The following is an 18,920-nucleotide window of genomic DNA, read 5'->3' as shown; positions in this document are numbered from 1 at the left end:
CGGCACTGAACAGGATTGCGGAGAAAGTAGATGAGCGCGCTCTATATGATTGCCGGCACCCTGATTGCTCTGGGTGTGCTGGTCACCTTTCACGAATTCGGCCACTTCTGGGTCGCGCGGCGCTGTGGCGTCAAGGTTTTGCGCTTTTCCGTAGGTTTCGGCATGCCGCTGCTGCGCTGGCATGACAAGCAGGGCACAGAATTCGTGATTGCCGCGATCCCGCTGGGCGGCTACGTCAAAATGCTCGACGAGCGCGAGGGCGAAGTCCCGGTCGATCAACTCGATCAGTCGTTCAACCGTAAAACCGTGCGTCAGCGTATCGCCATTGTTGCCGCCGGCCCCGTGGCCAACTTTCTTTTGGCGCTGGTGTTCTTCTGGGTGCTGGCCATGCTCGGCAGCGAACAGGTGCGCCCGGTCATCGGTGCGGTGGAGTCCGGCAGCATTGCCGCCAGGGCCGGTTTGAATGCAGGCGAGGAAATCGTCGCCATCGATGGCGAGCCGACTTCCGGGTGGGCAGCCGTCAATCTGCAATTGGTACGGCGTCTCGGCGAAAGCGGTTCTTTGCAATTGCTGGTGCGCGAACAAGGGGCTACCGCGGATTCGCCGCGTGAACTGAAACTGGACAACTGGCTCAAGGGCGCCGATGAGCCGGATCCGATTCGTTCTCTGGGTATTCGTCCGTGGCGCCCGGCGTTGCCACCGGTACTCGCCGAGCTCGATCCGAAAGGCCCGGCGCAGGCTGCTGGCCTGAAAACCGGCGATCGCCTGCTGGCGCTGGATGGCCAGCCGTTGAGCGACTGGCAGCAAGTGGTCGATACCGTTCGTACGCGTCCTGATACCAAAATCCTGCTGCGCATCGAGCGCGACAGTGCTCAAATCGACGTCCCGGTGACCTTGGCGGCGCGCGGTGAAAGCAAGGCGCCAAGCGGTTATCTGGGCGCGGGGGTCAAGGCAATCGACTGGCCACCGGAGATGATTCGCGAGGTCAGTTACGGCCCGTTGGCGGCAATTGGCGAGGGCGCCCGTCGCACTTGGACCATGAGCATTCTGACCCTCGATTCACTGAAGAAAATGCTGTTCGGCGAGCTCTCGGTAAAAAACTTGAGTGGACCGATAACCATTGCTAAAGTGGCGGGCGCTTCTGCCCAGTCGGGCGTCGCTGATTTCCTGAATTTCCTTGCTTATCTGAGTATTAGCCTGGGGGTTCTGAATTTGCTGCCCATTCCTGTACTGGATGGGGGGCATTTGTTGTTTTATCTGATCGAGTGGGTGCGTGGTCGCCCCTTGTCGGATCGGGTGCAAGGTTGGGGGATACAGATCGGTATCAGTTTGGTGGTCGGGGTGATGTTGCTTGCTCTGGTCAACGATCTGGGTCGACTGTAACGCTTCGCTGAATTGCGAATCTGCCGCATTTTGCGGCAGTTTGTTTATTGCCAGTTGGAATAAGAAAGGACTTCATGAAACGTCTGCTGCTAACTGCGGTTCTCACCGTATTGATGATCGCCGAAGTTCACGCCGAGTCCTTCACTATCTCTGATATTCGCGTCAATGGCCTCCAGCGGGTCTCCGCGGGTAGTGTCTTTGGTGCCTTGCCGTTGAACGTCGGCGAGCAGGCGGATGATCGTCGCCTGGTGGAATCCACTCGTGCGTTGTTCAAAACCGGTTTCTTTCAAGATATCCAGCTGGGCCGCGAAGGCAACGTTCTGGTGATCACGGTCGTCGAACGTCCGTCGGTTGCCAGTATCGAGATCGAAGGCAACAAGGCGATCTCGACTGAAGACCTGATGAAGGGCCTCAAGCAATCCGGTCTGGCCGAAGGCGAGATCTTCCAGCGCGCCACTCTCGAAGGTGTGCGTAACGAACTGCAGCGTCAGTACGTCGCGCAAGGTCGTTACTCGGCTACCGTCGATACCGAAGTGGTTTCGCAACCGCGTAACCGTGTTGGTCTGAAAGTGAAGATCAACGAAGGTACCGTTGCCGCGATTCAGCACATCAACGTGGTCGGCAACACGGTGTTCCCCGAGGAAGACCTGACCGACCTGTTCGAACTGAAAACCACCAACTGGCTGTCGTTCTTCAAGAACGACGACAAGTATGCCCGTGAAAAACTGTCCGGTGACCTTGAGCGTCTGCGTTCCTACTACCTGGACCGCGGCTATATCAACATGGACATCGCTTCGACCCAGGTGTCCATCACCCCGGACAAGAAGCACGTTTACATCACCGTCAACGTCACCGAAGGCGAGAAGTACACCGTTCGTGACGTCAAGCTCAGCGGTGATCTGAAAGTCCCTGAAGACCAGATCAAGTCCCTGCTGCTGGTGCAGAAGGGCCAGGTGTTCTCGCGCAAGCTGATGACCACCACCTCTGAACTGATCACCCGCCGTCTGGGTAACGAGGGTTACACCTTCGCCAACGTCAACGGCGTACCTCAGCCGCATGATGACGACCACACCGTCGATATCCTGTTCGCTGTCGATCCGGGCAAGCGTGCCTACGTCAACCGCATCAACTTCCGTGGCAACACCAAGTCCGAAGACGAAGTGCTGCGCCGTGAAATGCGTCAGATGGAAGGTGGCTGGGCTTCGACCTACCTGATCGACCAGTCCAAGACCCGTCTCGAGCGTCTGGGCTTCTTCAAGGAAGTCAACGTCGAGACGCCGGCTGTTCCGGGTGTCGATGACCAGGTGGACGTGAACTACGCCGTCGAAGAGCAGGCGTCCGGTTCGATTACCGCCAGCGTCGGTTTCGCCCAGAGTGCCGGTCTGATCCTCGGTGGTTCGATCACTCAGAACAACTTCCTCGGGACCGGTAACCGCGTCAGCATCGGCCTGACTCGCAGCGAATACCAGAGCCGCTACAACTTCGGCTACGTTGACCCCTACTGGACCGCCGATGGCGTGAGCCTGGGCTACAACGCGTTCTATCGCACCACCGATTACGACGAACTCGATGCCGATATTTCGAGCTACGCCGTGGACAGCCTGGGTGCCGGTGTGAACGTGGGCTATCCGATCAGCGAGACTTCGCGTCTGACCTTCGGTCTGTCCGCGCAGCAGGACAAGATCAATACCGGTCGTTACACCGTTGACGAGATTTTCGACTTCGTTGACAAAGAAGGCGATAACTACCTGAACTTCAAGGCATCTGCCGGTTGGTCCGAGTCGACCCTGAATAAAGGCGTGCTGCCGACCCGTGGTCGTTCTCAGAGCCTGACCCTGGAAACCACCATTCCAGGCAGTGATCTGTCGTTCTTCAAGCTTGACTACCGTGGTCAGTTGTTCCAGCCGATCACTGAAAACTACACCATGCGTCTGCACACCGAACTCGGTTATGGCGACGGTTACGGTTCGACTGACGGCTTGCCGTTCTATGAAAACTACTATGCGGGTGGTTTCAACTCCGTGCGTGGCTTCAAGGACAGCACCCTCGGCCCGCGCAGCACTCCGAGTCTGGGTAATAACCCGGGGACATCCCGAGATCCTGATCAGGATCCGCTGCCATTCGGTGGTAATGTCCTGATCCAGGGTGGCGTGGAAGTCCTGTTCCCGCTGCCGTTCGTGAAAGATCAGCGCTCCCTGCGTACTTCGGTATTCTGGGATGTCGGTAACGTATTTGACTCGCAGTGCAAGGACACTACGAACGCCAACGGTACTTCGTCCAACACCAAGTGCAACGACATCAGTCTGAGCAACATGGCCAGTTCCGTGGGTGTGGGTGTGACCTGGGTCACCGCACTGGGTCCTCTGAGCTTCGCGTTGGCCATGCCGATCAAGAAACCGGATGACGCTGAAACTCAAGTGTTCCAATTCTCCCTCGGCCAGACGTTCTAAGCGTCTGACCCAAGATAACGACAATGGATTTTGTAGGAGTGCATCGTGCGTAAGTTGACTCAATTGGTTCTCCTGGCCTCCGTACTGGTGGCAGGCCCGGCATTTGCCGACATGAAAATTGCCGTTCTGAACTATCAAATGGCCCTGCTGGAATCCGACGCGGCGAAGAAATACGCCGTAGATGCCGAGAAGAAGTTCGGTCCACAACTGACCAAGCTGAAAACGCTGGAAAGCAGCGCCAAGGGTATCCAGGATCGTCTGATGGCCGGTGGCGACAAGATGCAGCAAGGTGAGCGCGAGCGTCTGGAGCTGGAGTTCAAGCAAAAGGCCCGTGACTTCCAGTTCCAGTCCAAAGAGCTGAATGAAGCCAAAGCCGTTGCCGACCGCGAGATGCTCAAGCAACTGAAGCCGAAACTGGACAGCGCTGTGGAAGAAGTCATCAAGAAAGGTGGTTTTGACCTGGTGTTCGAGCGTGGCGCAGTGATCGATGTCAAACCTCAGTACGACATCACGCGCCAGGTTATCGAGCGCATGAATCAGCTGAAGTAACCCATGACCGTGACTATCAAGCTCGGCCAGTTGGCCGAGTTCCTCGGCGCCTCCCTGCGTGGCGACGCCGAGAAGCAAATTACTGGGCTAGCCACTTTGCAAGAGGCTGGCCCAGCTCAGTTGAGCTTTCTGGCAAACCCTCAATATCGCAAATACCTGGCGGGCTCGCAGGCGGCAGCGTTGCTGCTCAAGGAAGCCGACGCCGAAGGTTTTGTCGGTAATGCACTCGTGGTGCCGGATCCTTATCTGGCCTATGCGCGCCTCTCGCATTTGTTCGATCCCAAGCCGAAAGCGCCCGCGGGCATCCATCCTTCAGCGGTGATTGCTGCGGACGCGGTGGTTGATCCAACCGCCAGCATCGGGCCCTTTGTGGTGATCGAGGCTGGTGCGCGAATTGGCGCGCAGGTGACCCTGGGCGCGCATTGCGTGATCGGTGCGCGCAGCGAAATCGGCGAGGGCGGCTGGCTCGCTCCGCGCGTGACGCTGTATCACGACGTACGCATCGGCAAACGTGTGGTGATTCAGTCCGGTGCCGTGCTCGGTGGCGAGGGCTTCGGCTTCGCCAATGAGAAGGGCATCTGGCAAAAGATCGCGCAGATCGGCGGCGTGACCATCGGCGACGACGTCGAGATTGGCGTGAACACCGCCATCGACCGCGGCGCCCTGGCCGATACCGTGATCGGCAATGGCGTGAAACTCGACAACCAGATACAGATCGCACACAACGTTCAGGTCGGTGATCACACCGCCATGGCCGCCTGTGTGGGGATCTCCGGCAGCACCAAAATCGGCAAGCACTGCATGCTCGCTGGCGGTGTCGGTCTGGTCGGTCACATAGATATTTGCGACAACGTTTTCCTGACCGGCATGACCATGGTGACCCACTCGATTACCGAGCCGGGCGCCTATTCTTCCGGCACAGCCATGCAACCGGCGGCCGAATGGCGCAAAAGCGCGGCCCGTATCCGTCAGCTCGATGACATCGCGCGACGGCTCAAACAGCTGGAAAAGCGCGTCGGGGAAGTGACCCCTGATGGCAATGCTTCATCTGATGGCTGATACCATTTCCATATCAAGTGTGCACAGCCTCTGGACTGCGTCCTTGATTTGCTAGAGGAGTGCGCGTCAGTCGCGCTCCCAATCTTTACATAGGCTTCCCCCTGAAATGATGGACATCAACGAGATTCGCGAATACCTGCCTCACCGTTACCCGTTCCTGCTGGTGGACCGGGTGGTGGAACTGGACACTGAAGGCAAGCGAATTCGCGCCTACAAGAATGTCAGCATCAACGAACCGTTCTTCAATGGTCACTTCCCTGCGCATCCGATCATGCCGGGCGTGCTGATCATCGAAGCGATGGCGCAGGCTGCCGGGATCCTCGGTTTCAAGATGCTCGACGTCAAACCGGCCGACGGCACCCTGTATTACTTCGTCGGTTCCGACAAGCTGCGCTTCCGCCAGCCAGTCAAGCCGGGCGACCAGTTGATCCTCGAAGCGACCTTCATCAGCTGCAAGCGCAAGATCTGGAAGTTCGAATGCCAGGCGTCGGTTGACGGCAAGCCGGTGTGCTCGGCAGAAATCATCTGCGCGGAACAAAAAGTATGAGTTTGATTGACCCTCGCGCAATCATCGATCCGTCCGCCATTTTGGCTGACGGCGTCGAGGTCGGCCCGTGGTCGATCATCGGCGCAGGTGTGGAAATCGGCGAGGGTACCGTGATCGGGCCGCATGTGGTCCTCAAGGGCCCGACCCGCATTGGCAAGCACAATCGCATCTACCAGTTTTCCTCGGTAGGCGAAGACACGCCCGATCTGAAATACAAGGGCGAGGAAACCCGCCTGGTGATCGGTGACCACAACGTCATCCGTGAAGGCGTGACCATTCACCGTGGCACCGTGCAGGATCGCTCGGAAACCACGCTGGGTGACCACAACCTGATCATGGCCTACGCGCACATCGGTCACGACAGCGTCATCGGCAATCATTGCATCCTGGTCAACAACACCGCGCTGGCCGGTCACGTGCATGTGGATGATTGGGCGATTCTTTCCGGTTTCACCCTCGTACACCAGTATTGCCACATCGGCGCCCACAGCTTTTCCGGCATGGGCACCGCGATCGGCAAGGATGTTCCGGCGTTCGTTACCGTGTTCGGCAACCCGGCCGAAGCGCGCAGCATGAACTTCGAAGGCATGCGTCGTCGTGGTTTCAGTGAGGACGCGATTCACACCTTGCGTCGCGCCTACAAAACCGTTTATCGCCAGGGGCTGACCGTCGAGCAGGCACTGGCCGAACTCGCCGAGCCGGCTGCGCAGTACCCGGAAGTCGCGGTGTTCCGTGATTCCATTCTGTCGTCGACTCGCGGCATCACCCGCTGATCATGGCCAGTCTGCGTATTGCGCTGGTGGCCGGTGAAGCTTCCGGCGACATTCTCGGTGCCGGTCTGATGCGTGCGCTCAAGGCGCAGCATCCAGCGGTCGATTTCATCGGTGTTGGCGGTCCGTTGATGCAAGCCGAAGGCCTGGCGTCCTACTTCCCCATGGAGCGCTTGTCGGTCATGGGACTGGTGGAAGTTCTCGGCCGGCTGCGCGAACTGTTAAAGCGCCGCAAGCAGCTGATCGCCACGCTGATTGCCGAGAAGCCGGACGTGTTCATCGGCATCGACGCGCCGGACTTCAACCTCAATATCGAACTCAAGCTGCGTCAGGCCGGGATCAAGACCGTGCATTACGTCAGCCCGTCGGTGTGGGCGTGGCGCCAGAAGCGCGTGCTGAAGATCCGCGAAGGCTGCGACCTGATGTTGACGTTGCTGCCATTCGAAGCAAAATTCTACGAAGAGAAGGGCGTGCCGGTGCGGTTCGTTGGCCACACCCTGGCCGACACTATTCCGCTTGAAGCCGACCGTGCCGCGGCGCGGGCCGAACTGGGTTTGCCCGACGGTCCGCTGGTCGCGTTGATGCCCGGCAGCCGGGGCGGCGAAGTGTCGCGTCTCGGCGCGCTGTTTCTCGACACGGCCGAACGCTTGCGCGCCATGCGTCCGGGCTTGCGGTTCGTTATTCCGTGCGCCAACCCTGAGCGTCGCGCGCAGCTTGAAGAATTGCTCGCCGGCCGCGATTTGCCAGTGACCCTGCTTGATGGCAAATCACATCTGGCGCTGGCGGCGTGCAACGCGGTGTTGATCGCCTCCGGCACCGCGACCCTCGAAGCGCTGCTGTACAAGCGACCAATGGTGGTGGCATACCGTTTGGCGCCGCTGACGTTCTGGATTCTCAAGCGCATGGTCAAGAGCCCGTACGTGTCGTTGCCAAACCTGTTGGCTCAGCGCTTGCTGGTGCCCGAGCTGTTGCAGGATGATGCGACAGTCGAGGCGCTGGCGTTGACGCTCTCGCCATTGATCGACGGTGGCGAAGAGCAGACTCGCGGTTTCGACGAGATCCATCGCACGTTGCGCCTGGATGCCTCCAATCAGGCGGCGGATGCCGTCCTCAACCTGATCGGTCAAACACGATGAGCAAGACAAGCATGCAGATGGGCCTGGATTTCACCCTCGTCGCCGAAGTCGAAGACCTCGTGGCCGGCGTCGATGAAGTCGGTCGCGGCCCGTTGTGCGGTGCGGTGGTGACGGCGGCGGTGATCCTCGATCCGAACCGGCCTATCCTCGGTCTCGATGACTCGAAGAAACTCACCGAAGCCAAGCGTGAAAAGCTCTACGATGAAATCTGCGAGAAGGCCTTGAGCTGGTGCATCGCCCGCGCCGAAGTCGAAGAAATCGATGAGCTGAACATTCTCCACGCCACTATGCTGGCCATGCAGCGCGCGGTGGCTGGGCTTCACATTCAGCCGAAACTGGCGATGATCGACGGCAACCGCTGCCCGCACTTGCCGATGCGTGCCGAAGCGGTGGTGCAGGGCGACGGCAAGGTCCCGGCGATCGCTGCCGCGTCGATTCTGGCCAAGGTCAGCCGCGACCGCGAAATGGCCGCATTCGAGTTGATCTATCCGGGCTATGGTATGGGTGGCCATAAAGGCTATCCGACGCCCGTTCATCTGGAAGCGCTGTCGCGTCTCGGGCCGACCCCGATTCACCGGCGCTCGTTTGCCCCGGTGCGTCTGGCCTATGAGGCGCGGGAAGTGCTGACCCAGGTTTAGGCGCAAGGCTGATGTTTTATTCGAGGCCCGGTACAATCCGGGCCTCGTTGTCTCTATGTAACTGGACAGGATCACTATGCCGGCTTCATTCGTTCATCTACGCCTGCACACTGAATACTCCCTGGTCGACGGGCTGGTGCGGATCAAGCCACTGGTCAAGGCGCTGACCGCGCTGAACATGCCGGCGGTTGCGGTCACCGACCAGAACAACATGTGTTCTCTGGTCAAGTTCTACAAAAACACCATGGGCGCCGGGATCAAGCCGATTTGCGGCGCCGACCTGTGGCTGTCGAACAAGGATCCGGACGGGCCGTTGAGCCGGATCAGCCTGCTGGTGATGAACGCCAAGGGCTACCGCAACCTCACTGAGCTGATCTCGCGTGGCTTCATCGAAGGCCAGCGCAACGGCATGATCATTGTCGAGCGCCAGTGGGTCGCCGAAGCCAGCGAAGGCCTGATCATGTTGTCGGCTGCCAAAGAGGGCGAGATCGGCATGGCGCTGATCGGCGGCAACCCGGCCGAAGCCGAGACGCTGGCGCGTGAATGGATGGCGGTGTTCCCGGACCGCTTCTATCTGGAAATCCAGCGCACCAACCGTCCCAACGACGAAGAGCAATTGCACGGCGCCGTGGCGCTGGCCGACAAGCTCGGTGCGCCGCTGGTAGCAACCAACGATGTGCGTTTCATCAAGCAGGAAGACTTCGCCGCCCACGAAACCCGCGTGTGCATCGGTGAGGGCCGCGCCCTCGACGACCCGCGGCGCTCGAAGAATTACAGCGATCAGCAATACCTGAAAAGCGCCGAGGAAATGCTCGAGCTGTTCAGCGATATTCCTGACGCCATCGAAAACACCGTCGAGATCGCCAAGCGCTGCAACATCGAAGTCAAGCTGGGCACGCACTTCCTGCCCAACTTCCCGATTCCCGATGGCATGACCATCGACGAATACTTCCGCAAGGTTTCTTTCGACGGTCTCGAAGAACGCCTGGCGGTGCTGCTGCCCAAGGACACCACCGAAGATTACGAAGCCAAGCGTCAGGTCTACGTCGACCGCTTGAATTTCGAGCTGGATATCATCATCCAGATGGGCTTCCCCGGTTACTTCCTGATCGTGATGGACTTCATCCAGTGGGCCAAGAACAACGGCGTGCCGGTCGGTCCCGGCCGTGGATCGGGTGCCGGGTCGCTGGTGGCCTACGTACAGAAGATCACCGACCTCGACCCGCTGGAATACGATCTGCTGTTCGAACGTTTCCTTAACCCGGAACGGGTTTCGATGCCCGACTTCGACGTCGACTTCTGCATGGACGGTCGTGACCGGGTGATCGATTACGTGGCCGAAAAGTACGGTCGCAACGCCGTAAGCCAGATCATCACCTTCGGTTCCATGGCCGCAAAAGCGGTGGTGCGTGACGTGGCGCGGGTGCAGGGCAAGTCCTACGGTCTGGCGGATCGTCTGTCGAAGATGATTCCGTTTGAAGTCGGCATGACTTTGGAAAAAGCCTACGAGCAGGAAGAGATTCTGCGTGACTTCATCAAGGTCGATGAAGAGGCTGCGGAAATCTGGGAGATGGCGCGCAAGCTTGAAGGCGTGGTGCGTAACGTCGGCAAGCACGCCGGTGGTGTGGTAATCGCCCCGACCAAGCTGACCGACTTTTCGCCGATCTATTGCGACGAGGCCGGTGACGGCCTGGTGACCCAGTTCGACAAGGACGACGTGGAGGCGGCCGGTCTGGTGAAGTTCGACTTCCTCGGCCTGCGTACGCTGACGATCATCGACTGGGCGCTGAAAACCATCAACCGCGACCGCGCCAAGGTCAACGAGCCGCCGCTGGATATCGCGTTTATCCCGCTCGACGACAAGCCGACCTACAGCCTGCTGCAGAAGGCCGAAACCACAGCGGTGTTCCAGCTTGAATCGCGCGGCATGAAAGAGCTGATCAAAAAGCTCAAGCCCGACTGCCTGGAAGACTTGATCGCACTGGTGGCACTGTTCCGTCCGGGCCCGTTGCAGTCCGGCATGGTGGACGACTTCATCAACCGTAAGCACGGCCGCGCCGAACTGGCGTATCCACACTCGGATTACCAGTACGAAGGCCTCAAGCCGGTACTCGCGCCGACTTACGGCATCATCCTGTATCAGGAACAGGTGATGCAGATCGCTCAGGTCATGGCCGGCTACACCCTCGGCGGTGCGGACATGCTGCGTCGAGCGATGGGTAAGAAAAAGCCCGAAGAAATGGCCAAGCAGCGTGGCGGTTTCATTGAGGGTTGCGCCACCAACGGCATCGATGCGGACCTGGCCGGTAACATTTTCGACCTGGTAGAGAAATTCGCCGGTTACGGCTTCAACAAATCCCACTCTGCCGCCTACGGTCTGGTGTCGTATCAGACGGCCTGGCTGAAAGCGCATTACCCGGCGCCGTTCATGGCTGCGGTACTCTCGGCGGACATGCACAACACCGACAAGGTCGTGACCTTGATCGAGGAAGTGCGCACGATGAAGCTGCGCCTCGACGCGCCGGACGTGAACACCTCGGAGTTCAAGTTCACGGTGAACGACGACGGCCGCATCGTTTATGGCCTCGGTGCGATCAAAGGCGTCGGTGAAGGTCCGGTTGAAGCCATCACCGAGGCGCGTCAGGCCGGTCCGTTCAAGGATCTGTTCGATTTCTGCGCGCGGGTCGACCTCAAGCGCATCAACAAACGTACCCTCGACGGTCTGATCCGCAGCGGTGCGCTGGATCGTCTGGGCCCGTATTTCCACGACGAGCAAAAGGCTTATCAAGCCAATATCGACCGCAACCGCGCCGTGCTGCTGGCGGCGATGGAGGAGGCGATCAAGGCGGCCGAGCAGACCGCGCGCACCCACGACTCCGGGCACGCCGACCTGTTTGGCGGGTTGTTCGTTGAGGAAGATGCCGACGTTTACGCGTCCCATCGCAAGGCCAAGGAGCTGACCCTCAAGGAGCGTCTCAAGGGTGAAAAAGACACCCTGGGCCTGTACCTGACCGGTCACCCGATCGACGAATATGAAGGCGAGATCCGCCGTTTCGCCCGTCAGCGCATCATCGACCTGAAACCGGCCCGTGACACCCAGACTGTGGCCGGGATGATCATTGCCCTGCGGGTGATGAAAAACAAAAAGGGCGACAAGATGGGCTTCATCACCCTCGATGACCGCTCCGGGCGGATCGAGGCCTCGCTGTTCGCCGATGCGTTCCATTCCGCACAATCGCTGTTGCAGACCGACGCGATGGTGGTGGTTGAAGGCGAGGTCAGCAACGACGACTTCTCCGGCGGCCTGCGCCTGCGGGTCAAGCGCGTGATGAGCATGGAAGATGCGCGCACCAACCTCGCCGAGAGCCTGCGCCTGAAGCTGCAGACCCAGGACCTGAAAGGCGATCAGCTACGCTGGCTGGGTGAGCTGCTCAAGCGTCACCGCGGCGCGTGCCCGATCACCATGGAGTACACCAGCCCGGATGCGAAGACCTTGCTGCAGTTCGGCGAGACCTGGCGGATCGACCCGGCGGATGCGTTGATTCAAGCCCTGCGTGACCAGTTCGGGCGAGACAACGTCTTCCTCCAATACCGTTGACCGGCGAGTGCCATCACTGCGCTTGCCCGCAACCTGAATTTTTAATCTCGACCTTAGCGCGCCTCTCCCTTAAGGTAGGGCGCGAATAGACAACCGGCCGGCCCCAAGCTCATTTGGGACACGACCCAAGACGGACGCCTATGAACCCGAATTTTCTAGATTTCGAACAGCCGATCGCCGACCTGCAAGCCAAGATCGAAGAGTTGCGCTTGGTCGGTAATGACAATTCGCTGAATATCGGCGATGAGATCTCCCGCCTGCAGGACAAGAGCAAAACGCTCACCGAAGACATCTTCGGCAAGCTGACCAGCTGGCAGATCGCACGCCTGGCGCGTCACCCGAAACGCCCGTATACCCTCGATTACATCGAGCACATCTTCACCGAGTTCGACGAGTTGCACGGCGACCGTCACTTCTCCGACGACGCCGCGATTGTCGGCGGTATCGCCCGTCTGGAAGACCAGCCGGTGATGATCATCGGCCACCAGAAGGGCCGTGAAGTGCGCGAGAAGGTTCGCCGCAACTTCGGCATGCCGCGTCCGGAAGGCTATCGCAAGGCCTGCCGTCTGATGGAAATGGCCGAACGCTTCAAGATGCCGATCCTGACCTTCATCGACACCCCGGGTGCCTACCCGGGTATCGACGCCGAAGAGCGCAACCAGAGCGAAGCTATTGCCTGGAACCTGCGCGTGATGTCGCGCCTGAAAACCCCGATCATCGCCACCGTCATCGGTGAAGGTGGTTCCGGTGGCGCACTGGCGATCGGCGTCTGCGATCAACTGAACATGCTGCAGTACTCGACCTACGCGGTGATCTCGCCAGAAGGTTGCGCATCGATCCTGTGGAAGACAGCCGAGAAAGCACCGGATGCTGCTGAAGCCATGGGCATCACCGCCGAGCGTCTGAAAGGCCTGGGCATCGTCGACAAGGTGATCGGCGAGCCGCTGGGCGGCGCGCACCGTGACCCGGCTGCTGCCGCTGCGTCGATCCGTGCCGAGCTGAGCTCGCAACTGGCGATGCTGAAGAAGTTCGATAACGAAGCGCTGTTGAAGCGCCGTTATGACCGACTGATGAGCTACGGTCTCTAATCGAACGCGCAGTATTCCTGTGGGAGCGAGCCTGCTCGCGAAAGCGGTATGACAGTCGACGAATCTGTTGAATGTTAAGCCGCATTCGCGAGCAGGCTCGTTCCCACAGGGTTTTAGGCAAAGGTGCAGAAATGGGCCAGTCCCCCACTGATTTGCCATCTTGGCTATTGCTGAACCTCAAGCCCTGGCGCGACGCCGCTCATTGGCGCATCGCTTTCTCCGGCGGCCTCGATTCCACCGTCCTCCTGCATCTGCTCGCTCAACTCGCAAAGTCCCAATCCCTGCCTGCGCTCAGCGCCATCCATATCCATCACGGCCTTCAGGTTGCTGCCGATGCATGGCCGCAACATTGTCAGGCGGTGTGCGATGCGCTGGGCGTGCCGTTGATCATCGAACGGGTGAAGGTGCAGCCGGGCGCGAGCCTGGAGCGCGCGGCGCGGGAGGCGCGGTACGCGGTGTTCAATGCACTGACGCAGGCCAATGACGTGCTGCTGACAGGGCAACATCGTGACGATCAGGCGGAAACCCTGCTGTTCCGGTTGATGCGCGGTGCCGGAGTCCGCGGTTTGTCAGGCATTCCTGCGCAACGCCCGGTAGGGCGGGGCATGCTGGTTCGTCCATTGCTGGAGGTTGCGCGGGCCGAGCTGGAGGCGTACGCCAAGGCCCATGAACTGACCTGGATCGAAGATCCGTCGAATCAGGATCAGCATTTCTCACGCAATTATCTGCGCCATCAAGTCGTGCCGGCGCTGACCGCGCGCTGGCCGCAGGCGCAGGCAAGCATGGCCCGCAGCGCTGCGCACCTGCGTGAGGCGCAGGGTTTGCTCGATGAGCTGGCGCAGATGGATCTGGCGCAAGCTGGCACTGCGCATGATTTTGCATGGCTGGCACTGCCGTCGCTGGAACTGGCACCGCTGGCCGCGCAGTCTGCGGCACGTCAGCGCAATGCGCTCAGCCATTGGCTCGAACCGCTGACACGCTTGCCCGACGCCGACCATTGGTCGGGTTGGAGCGATCTGTGCGAGGCCCCTGTCGACGCCACACCCATCTGGCGTCTGGCCGATGGCGAACTGCACCGCAGTGCCGGACGGGTCTGGTGGCTGAGCGGCGAATGGCTGCGCGCGCCAGCGATCGGCGCCGACTGGCAGACCCCGTCCATGACGCTACGCTTGGCCGATAACGGCAGCGTGATGTTCAGCGGACCGGCGCCTTCCGGGCCGTTGCGCATCGCTTATCGTCAGGGCGGGGAGGTCATGCAGATCGCCGAGCGCGGCCATCGTGATCTCAAGCGCTTGCTCAACGAGCGTGCCGTGCCGGGTTTTCTCCGTGGCAGATTGCCGCTGCTGTTTCGCGGCAATGATTTGCTCGCCGTGGCGAACCTGCCGGGGCTCGACGGCCCGGCGCAGGGTGGCTGGAAATTGCATTGGCAGCCAAGCGGTGAAGATCAAGGTTTGAGCTGAAAGGAGCATTCCGGTAGACTACGCTCCCTTCTTGATACAACTTCTGTGGATTCGCCTGAATTGCAGGAGTTGCCGATTACCAAGCAGTCTTTGCTGGGCGATTCCAAAAAATGTGTAGCGAGCAACGTACCGGTGTTTCACCTGCCGGTCTGTCCCAACGCGGCGGTTTTTTTGAAAGGTGCACTGTGATTAATGCAGGTGATCGGGGGCTTCGGCCTTCCTTCGCTTTCCCCGGCGGCTCGTTCCGCTTTAACGCAGACTTCTAGGGTTTTTCATGACGCGCTACATATTCGTCACGGGCGGTGTTGTTTCTTCATTGGGGAAAGGCATTGCCTCGGCTTCATTGGCGGCTATCCTGGAGGCGCGGGGGCTTAAGGTCACCATGCTGAAGCTGGATCCGTACATCAACGTCGATCCAGGCACCATGAGCCCGTTCCAGCACGGTGAAGTGTTCGTCACCCACGACGGCGCCGAGACCGACCTGGACCTGGGTCACTACGAGCGGTTCATCCGCACGACCATGACCCAGAACAACAACTTCACCACCGGCCGTGTCTACGAGCACGTGCTGCGCAAAGAGCGCCGTGGTGACTACCTGGGTGCAACTATCCAGGTGATCCCGCACATCACCGACGAAATCAAGCGCCGCATCATCAAGGGTGCCGGTGACGCTGACGTGGCGATGGTCGAAATCGGCGGCACTGTGGGCGACATCGAGTCGCAACCGTTCCTCGAAGCGATCCGCCAGTTGCGTTTCGAAGTCGGTGCCAAGCGCGCGATGCTGATGCACCTGACGCTGGTGCCGTACATCGCCACTGCCGGCGAAACCAAGACCAAGCCAACCCAGCACTCCGTCAAGGAACTGCGTTCGATCGGTCTGCAGCCAGACGTGCTGGTGTGCCGTTCCGATCACCCGATCGACATCTCGTCCCGTCGCAAGATCGCGCAGTTCACCAACGTTGAAGAACGTGCGGTGATCGCCCTGGAAGACGCCGACACCATCTACAAGATCCCGGGCATCCTGCACTCGCAGGGTCTGGACGATTTCGTCGTCGAGCGTTTCGGTCTGCAATGCGGCAGCGCCGATCTGTCCGAGTGGGACGCGGTGGTCGATGCCAAGCTGAACCCGGAACATGAAGTGACCATCGCCATGGTCGGCAAATACATGGAACTGCTCGATGCCTACAAGTCGCTGATCGAAGCGATGAGCCATGCCGGCATCAGCAACCGCACCAAGGTCAACCTGCGTTACATCGATTCCGAAGACATCGAAAACCAGGGCACTGCGCTGCTCGAAGGTGTCGACGCGATCCTCGTACCGGGCGGCTTCGGTCTGCGCGGCGTGGAAGGCAAGATCACTGCCGTTCAATACGCTCGCGAAAACAAGGTGCCTTACCTCGGCATCTGCCTCGGCATGCAAGTGGCGGTAATTGAATTCGCCCGTAACGTGATGGGCTGGAAAGACGCCAACTCCACCGAGTTTGACCGCGCCAGCGGCCACCCGGTTGTCGGTCTGATCACCGAGTGGGAAGACGCGACCGGCGCCGTTGAAGTGCGTACCGAAGCGTCCGATCTGGGCGGCACCATGCGTCTAGGCGCTCAGGACTGCCTGCTCGAATCGGGCTCCAAGGTCCACGATTGCTACGGCAAGGACGTGATCGTCGAGCGTCACCGTCACCGTTACGAAGTGAACAACAACCTGCTGCCACAACTGATCGAAGCCGGCCTGAAAATTTCCGGTCGTTCTGCTGATGCGGCGCTGGTTGAAGTGGTTGAAGCGGCCGACCATCCATGGTTCGTCGCTTGCCAGTTCCACCCTGAGTTCACCTCGACACCACGCGATGGCCACCCGCTGTTCAGCGGTTTCGTCAAGGCCGCGTTGGCTCAACACCAGAAGAAGGCGTAACCCCGATGGCACAGAAGATCATCCGCGTCGGCGACATCGAGATTGCCAACGACAAACCCATGGTGCTGTTCGGCGGCATGAACGTGCTGGAAAGCCGTGACATGGCCATGCAGGTTTGCGAAGAGTATGTGAAGGTCAGTGAAAAACTCGGTATCCCTTACGTGTTCAAGGCCAGCTTCGACAAGGCCAACCGGTCTTCTGTGACTTCGTATCGCGGCCCAGGCCTGGAAGAGGGCATGCGCATCTTCCAGGACATCAAGCAAGCCTTTGGCGTGCCGATCATCACCGACGTTCACGAACCGGATCAGGCCGCGGTCGTCGCTGAGGTCTGCGACATCATTCAGCTGCCGGCCTTCCTGTCGCGCCAGACCGATCTGGTTGTCGCGATGGCCAAAACCAACGCCGTGATCAACATCAAGAAAGCCCAGTTCCTCGCGCCTCAGGAAATGAAACACATCCTGAACAAGTGCGTGGAAGCGGGTAACGATCAACTGATTCTCTGCGAGCGTGGTTCGAGCTTCGGCTACAACAACCTCGTGGTCGACATGCTCGGCTTCGGCATCATGAAGCAGTTCGAATACCCGGTATTCTTCGACGTGACCCATTCGTTGCAAATGCCTGGCGGTCGTTCCGACTCCGCCGGCGGTCGCCGCGCTCAGGTCACCGATCTGGCCAAGGCCGGCATGAGTCAGTCGCTGGCGGGTCTGTTCCTTGAAGCCCACCCGGATCCGGACAACGCCAAATGCGACGGCCCTTGCGCCTTGCGTCTGGACAAACTGGAGCCATTTCTGGCCCAGCTCAAAGCTTTGGACGAACTGGTGAAGAGTTTTCCGACGGTAGAAACCGCGTAATCCTCATTTCTCCGGTAAAGTACCGCACGATTTGTCGCTCATGCCCTCGGGCATGAGCGTTGTCGTCTGCAAGTCTGCCCGCTGTACTTCGCTTGCCGACGATTGAAGATTTCCTCTAGCTGCGTCGTTTTCGTCAACTTTGGAGTGTTTACAACAATGGCAAAAATCGTCGACATCAAAGGTCGTGAAGTTCTCGACTCCCGTGGCAATCCCACCGTGGAAGCGGACGTGCTTCTTGACAACGGCATCATCGGCAGCGCCTGCGCGCCGTCCGGTGCATCCACTGGCTCGCGTGAAGCACTCGAGCTGCGTGATGGCGACAAGAGCCGTTACCTGGGCAAGGGCGTGCTCAAGGCAGTAGCCAACATCAATGGTCCGATCCGCGATCTGCTGCTGGGCAGCGACCCAAGCGACCAGAAAGCCCTTGACCACGCGATGATCAAGCTCGACGGTACCGAAAACAAGGCAACCCTGGGCGCCAACGCCATCCTCGCGGTATCCCTGGCTGCGGCCAAGGCGGCTGCACAGGATCAGGACCTGCCGCTGTACGCACACATCGCCAACCTCAACGGCACCCCGGGTGTTTACTCGATGCCGGTGCCAATGATGAACATCATCAACGGTGGCGAGCACGCCGATAACAACGTCGACATCCAGGAATTCATGGTGCAGCCGGTCGGCGCCAAGTCGTTCTCGGAAGGTCTGCGCATGGGCACCGAGATTTTCCATCACTTGAAAGCTGTGCTGAAGGCCCGTGGCCTGAGCACTGCGGTGGGCGACGAAGGCGGTTTCGCACCGAACCTGGCGTCCAACGAAGACGCGCTGAAAGTGATCTCCGAAGCCGTGGCCAATGCCGGTTACAAGCTGGGCACCGACGTGACTCTGGCCCTGGACTGCGCAGCGAGCGAGTTCTACGAAGACGGCAAGTACAACCTGTCCGGCGAAGGTCAGGTGTTCACCGCTGAAGGTTTCGCCGACTACCTCAAAGGCCTGACCGAGCGTTATCCGATCATCTCGATCGAAGACGGTCTGGACGAGTCCGACTGGGCTGGCTGGAAGATTCTCACCGACAAGATCGGCGAGAAGACTCAACTGGTGGGCGACGACCTGTTCGTGACCAACACCAAGATCCTCAAGGAAGGCATCGATAAAAAGATCGCCAACTCGATCCTGATCAAGTTCAACCAGATCGGCACCCTGACCGAAACCCTGGAAGCCATCCAGATGGCCAAGGCTGCCGGTTACACCGCCGTAATCTCGCACCGTTCCGGCGAAACCGAAGATTCGACCATTGCCGACCTGGCCGTGGGCACCTCGGCTGGCCAGATCAAGACCGGTTCGCTGTGCCGTTCCGACCGCGTATCGAAGTACAACCAACTGCTGCGTATCGAAGAGCAGTTGAACGGCAAGGCCAAGTACAACGGCCGCAGCGAGTTCCGCGGCTGAGTACAAACTGATGGAAGGACACCGGATTGTGTCGAAAAA

The 18,920-nt window shown here is 59.6% G+C and carries 14 protein-coding genes; all 14 read left to right on the top strand.

What is annotated here, in order from left to right:
• Positions 1 to 30 precede the first annotated feature (30 nt).
• The 14 genes from rseP to eno all read left to right on the top strand — a co-directional run bounded on the left by rseP (position 31) and on the right by eno (position 18,881).
• Complete coding sequence (gene rseP / locus ACGSLL_RS13315; protein ID WP_394506453.1) at positions 31 to 1,383, top strand: sigma E protease regulator RseP; 1,353 nt, start codon at positions 31 to 33, stop codon at positions 1,381 to 1,383.
• 74 nt (positions 1,384 to 1,457) lie between these two features.
• Positions 1,458 to 3,833: an outer membrane protein assembly factor BamA gene (gene bamA, locus ACGSLL_RS13310; protein WP_394506451.1), complete on the top strand. Its 2,376-nt coding sequence runs from the start codon at positions 1,458 to 1,460 to the stop codon at positions 3,831 to 3,833.
• Between the two features lie 45 nt (positions 3,834 to 3,878).
• Positions 3,879 to 4,382: an OmpH/Skp family outer membrane protein gene (locus ACGSLL_RS13305; RefSeq protein ID WP_003222140.1), complete on the top strand. Its 504-nt coding sequence runs from the start codon at positions 3,879 to 3,881 to the stop codon at positions 4,380 to 4,382.
• A 3-nt stretch (positions 4,383 to 4,385) separates the two neighbouring features.
• On the top strand, positions 4,386 to 5,441 hold the full coding sequence (gene lpxD / locus ACGSLL_RS13300) for a UDP-3-O-(3-hydroxymyristoyl)glucosamine N-acyltransferase (RefSeq protein WP_394506448.1): 1,056 nt from the start codon (positions 4,386 to 4,388) through the stop codon (positions 5,439 to 5,441).
• A 106-nt stretch (positions 5,442 to 5,547) separates the two neighbouring features.
• Positions 5,548 to 5,988 carry a 3-hydroxyacyl-ACP dehydratase FabZ gene (gene fabZ / locus ACGSLL_RS13295; RefSeq protein WP_016771469.1) on the top strand — a complete coding sequence of 147 codons (441 nt, stop codon included), beginning with the start codon at positions 5,548 to 5,550 and terminating at the stop codon, positions 5,986 to 5,988.
• The gene (gene lpxA / locus ACGSLL_RS13290; protein ID WP_093104250.1) at positions 5,985 to 6,761 is read left to right on the top strand and encodes an acyl-ACP--UDP-N-acetylglucosamine O-acyltransferase; all 777 of its coding nucleotides are present in this window, start codon (positions 5,985 to 5,987) and stop codon (positions 6,759 to 6,761) included. The genes fabZ and lpxA overlap by 4 nt, the downstream gene beginning before the upstream one ends.
• Before the next feature lie 2 nt (positions 6,762 to 6,763).
• Positions 6,764 to 7,894 carry a lipid-A-disaccharide synthase gene (gene lpxB / locus ACGSLL_RS13285; protein ID WP_394506445.1) on the top strand — a complete coding sequence of 377 codons (1,131 nt, stop codon included), beginning with the start codon at positions 6,764 to 6,766 and terminating at the stop codon, positions 7,892 to 7,894.
• A gap of 11 nt (positions 7,895 to 7,905) precedes the next feature.
• A complete protein-coding gene (gene rnhB, locus ACGSLL_RS13280; protein ID WP_394506504.1) occupies positions 7,906 to 8,532 on the top strand; it encodes a ribonuclease HII in 627 nt (208 codons plus the stop codon).
• Positions 8,533 to 8,608: 76 nt separating this feature from the next.
• Positions 8,609 to 12,130: a DNA polymerase III subunit alpha gene (gene dnaE, locus ACGSLL_RS13275; RefSeq protein WP_208938534.1), complete on the top strand. Its 3,522-nt coding sequence runs from the start codon at positions 8,609 to 8,611 to the stop codon at positions 12,128 to 12,130.
• A 140-nt stretch (positions 12,131 to 12,270) separates the two neighbouring features.
• Positions 12,271 to 13,218 (top strand): acetyl-CoA carboxylase carboxyltransferase subunit alpha, encoded by a 948-nt coding sequence (locus tag ACGSLL_RS13270; protein ID WP_038357918.1) that lies wholly within the window; start codon positions 12,271 to 12,273, stop codon positions 13,216 to 13,218.
• Positions 13,219 to 13,349: 131 nt separating this feature from the next.
• On the top strand, positions 13,350 to 14,678 hold the full coding sequence (gene tilS / locus ACGSLL_RS13265; RefSeq protein WP_394506442.1) for a tRNA lysidine(34) synthetase TilS: 1,329 nt from the start codon (positions 13,350 to 13,352) through the stop codon (positions 14,676 to 14,678).
• A gap of 274 nt (positions 14,679 to 14,952) precedes the next feature.
• Entirely contained in the window at positions 14,953 to 16,584 is a 1,632-nt protein-coding gene (locus tag ACGSLL_RS13260; protein WP_394506440.1) for a CTP synthase, read from the top strand.
• Positions 16,585 to 16,589: 5 nt separating this feature from the next.
• Positions 16,590 to 17,435, top strand: coding sequence for a 3-deoxy-8-phosphooctulonate synthase (gene kdsA / locus ACGSLL_RS13255; RefSeq protein WP_394506438.1), 846 nt, complete (start codon positions 16,590 to 16,592; stop codon positions 17,433 to 17,435).
• A gap of 156 nt (positions 17,436 to 17,591) precedes the next feature.
• A complete protein-coding gene (gene eno, locus ACGSLL_RS13250) occupies positions 17,592 to 18,881 on the top strand; it encodes a phosphopyruvate hydratase (protein ID WP_394506436.1) in 1,290 nt (429 codons plus the stop codon).
• The last annotated feature ends 39 nt before the right edge of the window (positions 18,882 to 18,920 follow it).

Origin of the sequence: Pseudomonas retamae (genome assembly GCF_043496865.1) — a bacterium.
Classification (GTDB): Bacteria; Pseudomonadota; Gammaproteobacteria; order Pseudomonadales; family Pseudomonadaceae; genus Aquipseudomonas; species Aquipseudomonas retamae.
Note: the sequence above shows the minus strand (reverse complement) of the source record. Positions and strands in the feature narration are given on the sequence as shown.

Excerpts from the sequence above, each read along its gene's own strand:
- rseP (WP_394506453.1), top strand. The coding sequence starts at position 31 with ATGAGCGCGCTCTATATGATTGCCGGCACCCTGATTGCTCTGGGTGTG.
- bamA (WP_394506451.1), top strand. The coding sequence starts at position 1,458 with ATGAAACGTCTGCTGCTAACTGCGGTTCTCACCGTATTGATGATCGCC.
- lpxD (WP_394506448.1), top strand. The coding sequence starts at position 4,386 with ATGACCGTGACTATCAAGCTCGGCCAGTTGGCCGAGTTCCTCGGCGCC.
- fabZ (WP_016771469.1), top strand. The coding sequence starts at position 5,548 with ATGATGGACATCAACGAGATTCGCGAATACCTGCCTCACCGTTACCCG.
- lpxA (WP_093104250.1), top strand. The coding sequence starts at position 5,985 with ATGAGTTTGATTGACCCTCGCGCAATCATCGATCCGTCCGCCATTTTG.
- lpxB (WP_394506445.1), top strand. The coding sequence starts at position 6,764 with ATGGCCAGTCTGCGTATTGCGCTGGTGGCCGGTGAAGCTTCCGGCGAC.
- rnhB (WP_394506504.1), top strand. The coding sequence starts at position 7,906 with ATGCAGATGGGCCTGGATTTCACCCTCGTCGCCGAAGTCGAAGACCTC.
- dnaE (WP_208938534.1), top strand. The coding sequence starts at position 8,609 with ATGCCGGCTTCATTCGTTCATCTACGCCTGCACACTGAATACTCCCTG.
- ACGSLL_RS13270 (WP_038357918.1), top strand. The coding sequence starts at position 12,271 with ATGAACCCGAATTTTCTAGATTTCGAACAGCCGATCGCCGACCTGCAA.
- tilS (WP_394506442.1), top strand. The coding sequence starts at position 13,350 with ATGGGCCAGTCCCCCACTGATTTGCCATCTTGGCTATTGCTGAACCTC.
- ACGSLL_RS13260 (WP_394506440.1), top strand. The coding sequence starts at position 14,953 with ATGACGCGCTACATATTCGTCACGGGCGGTGTTGTTTCTTCATTGGGG.
- kdsA (WP_394506438.1), top strand. The coding sequence starts at position 16,590 with ATGGCACAGAAGATCATCCGCGTCGGCGACATCGAGATTGCCAACGAC.
- eno (WP_394506436.1), top strand. The coding sequence starts at position 17,592 with ATGGCAAAAATCGTCGACATCAAAGGTCGTGAAGTTCTCGACTCCCGT.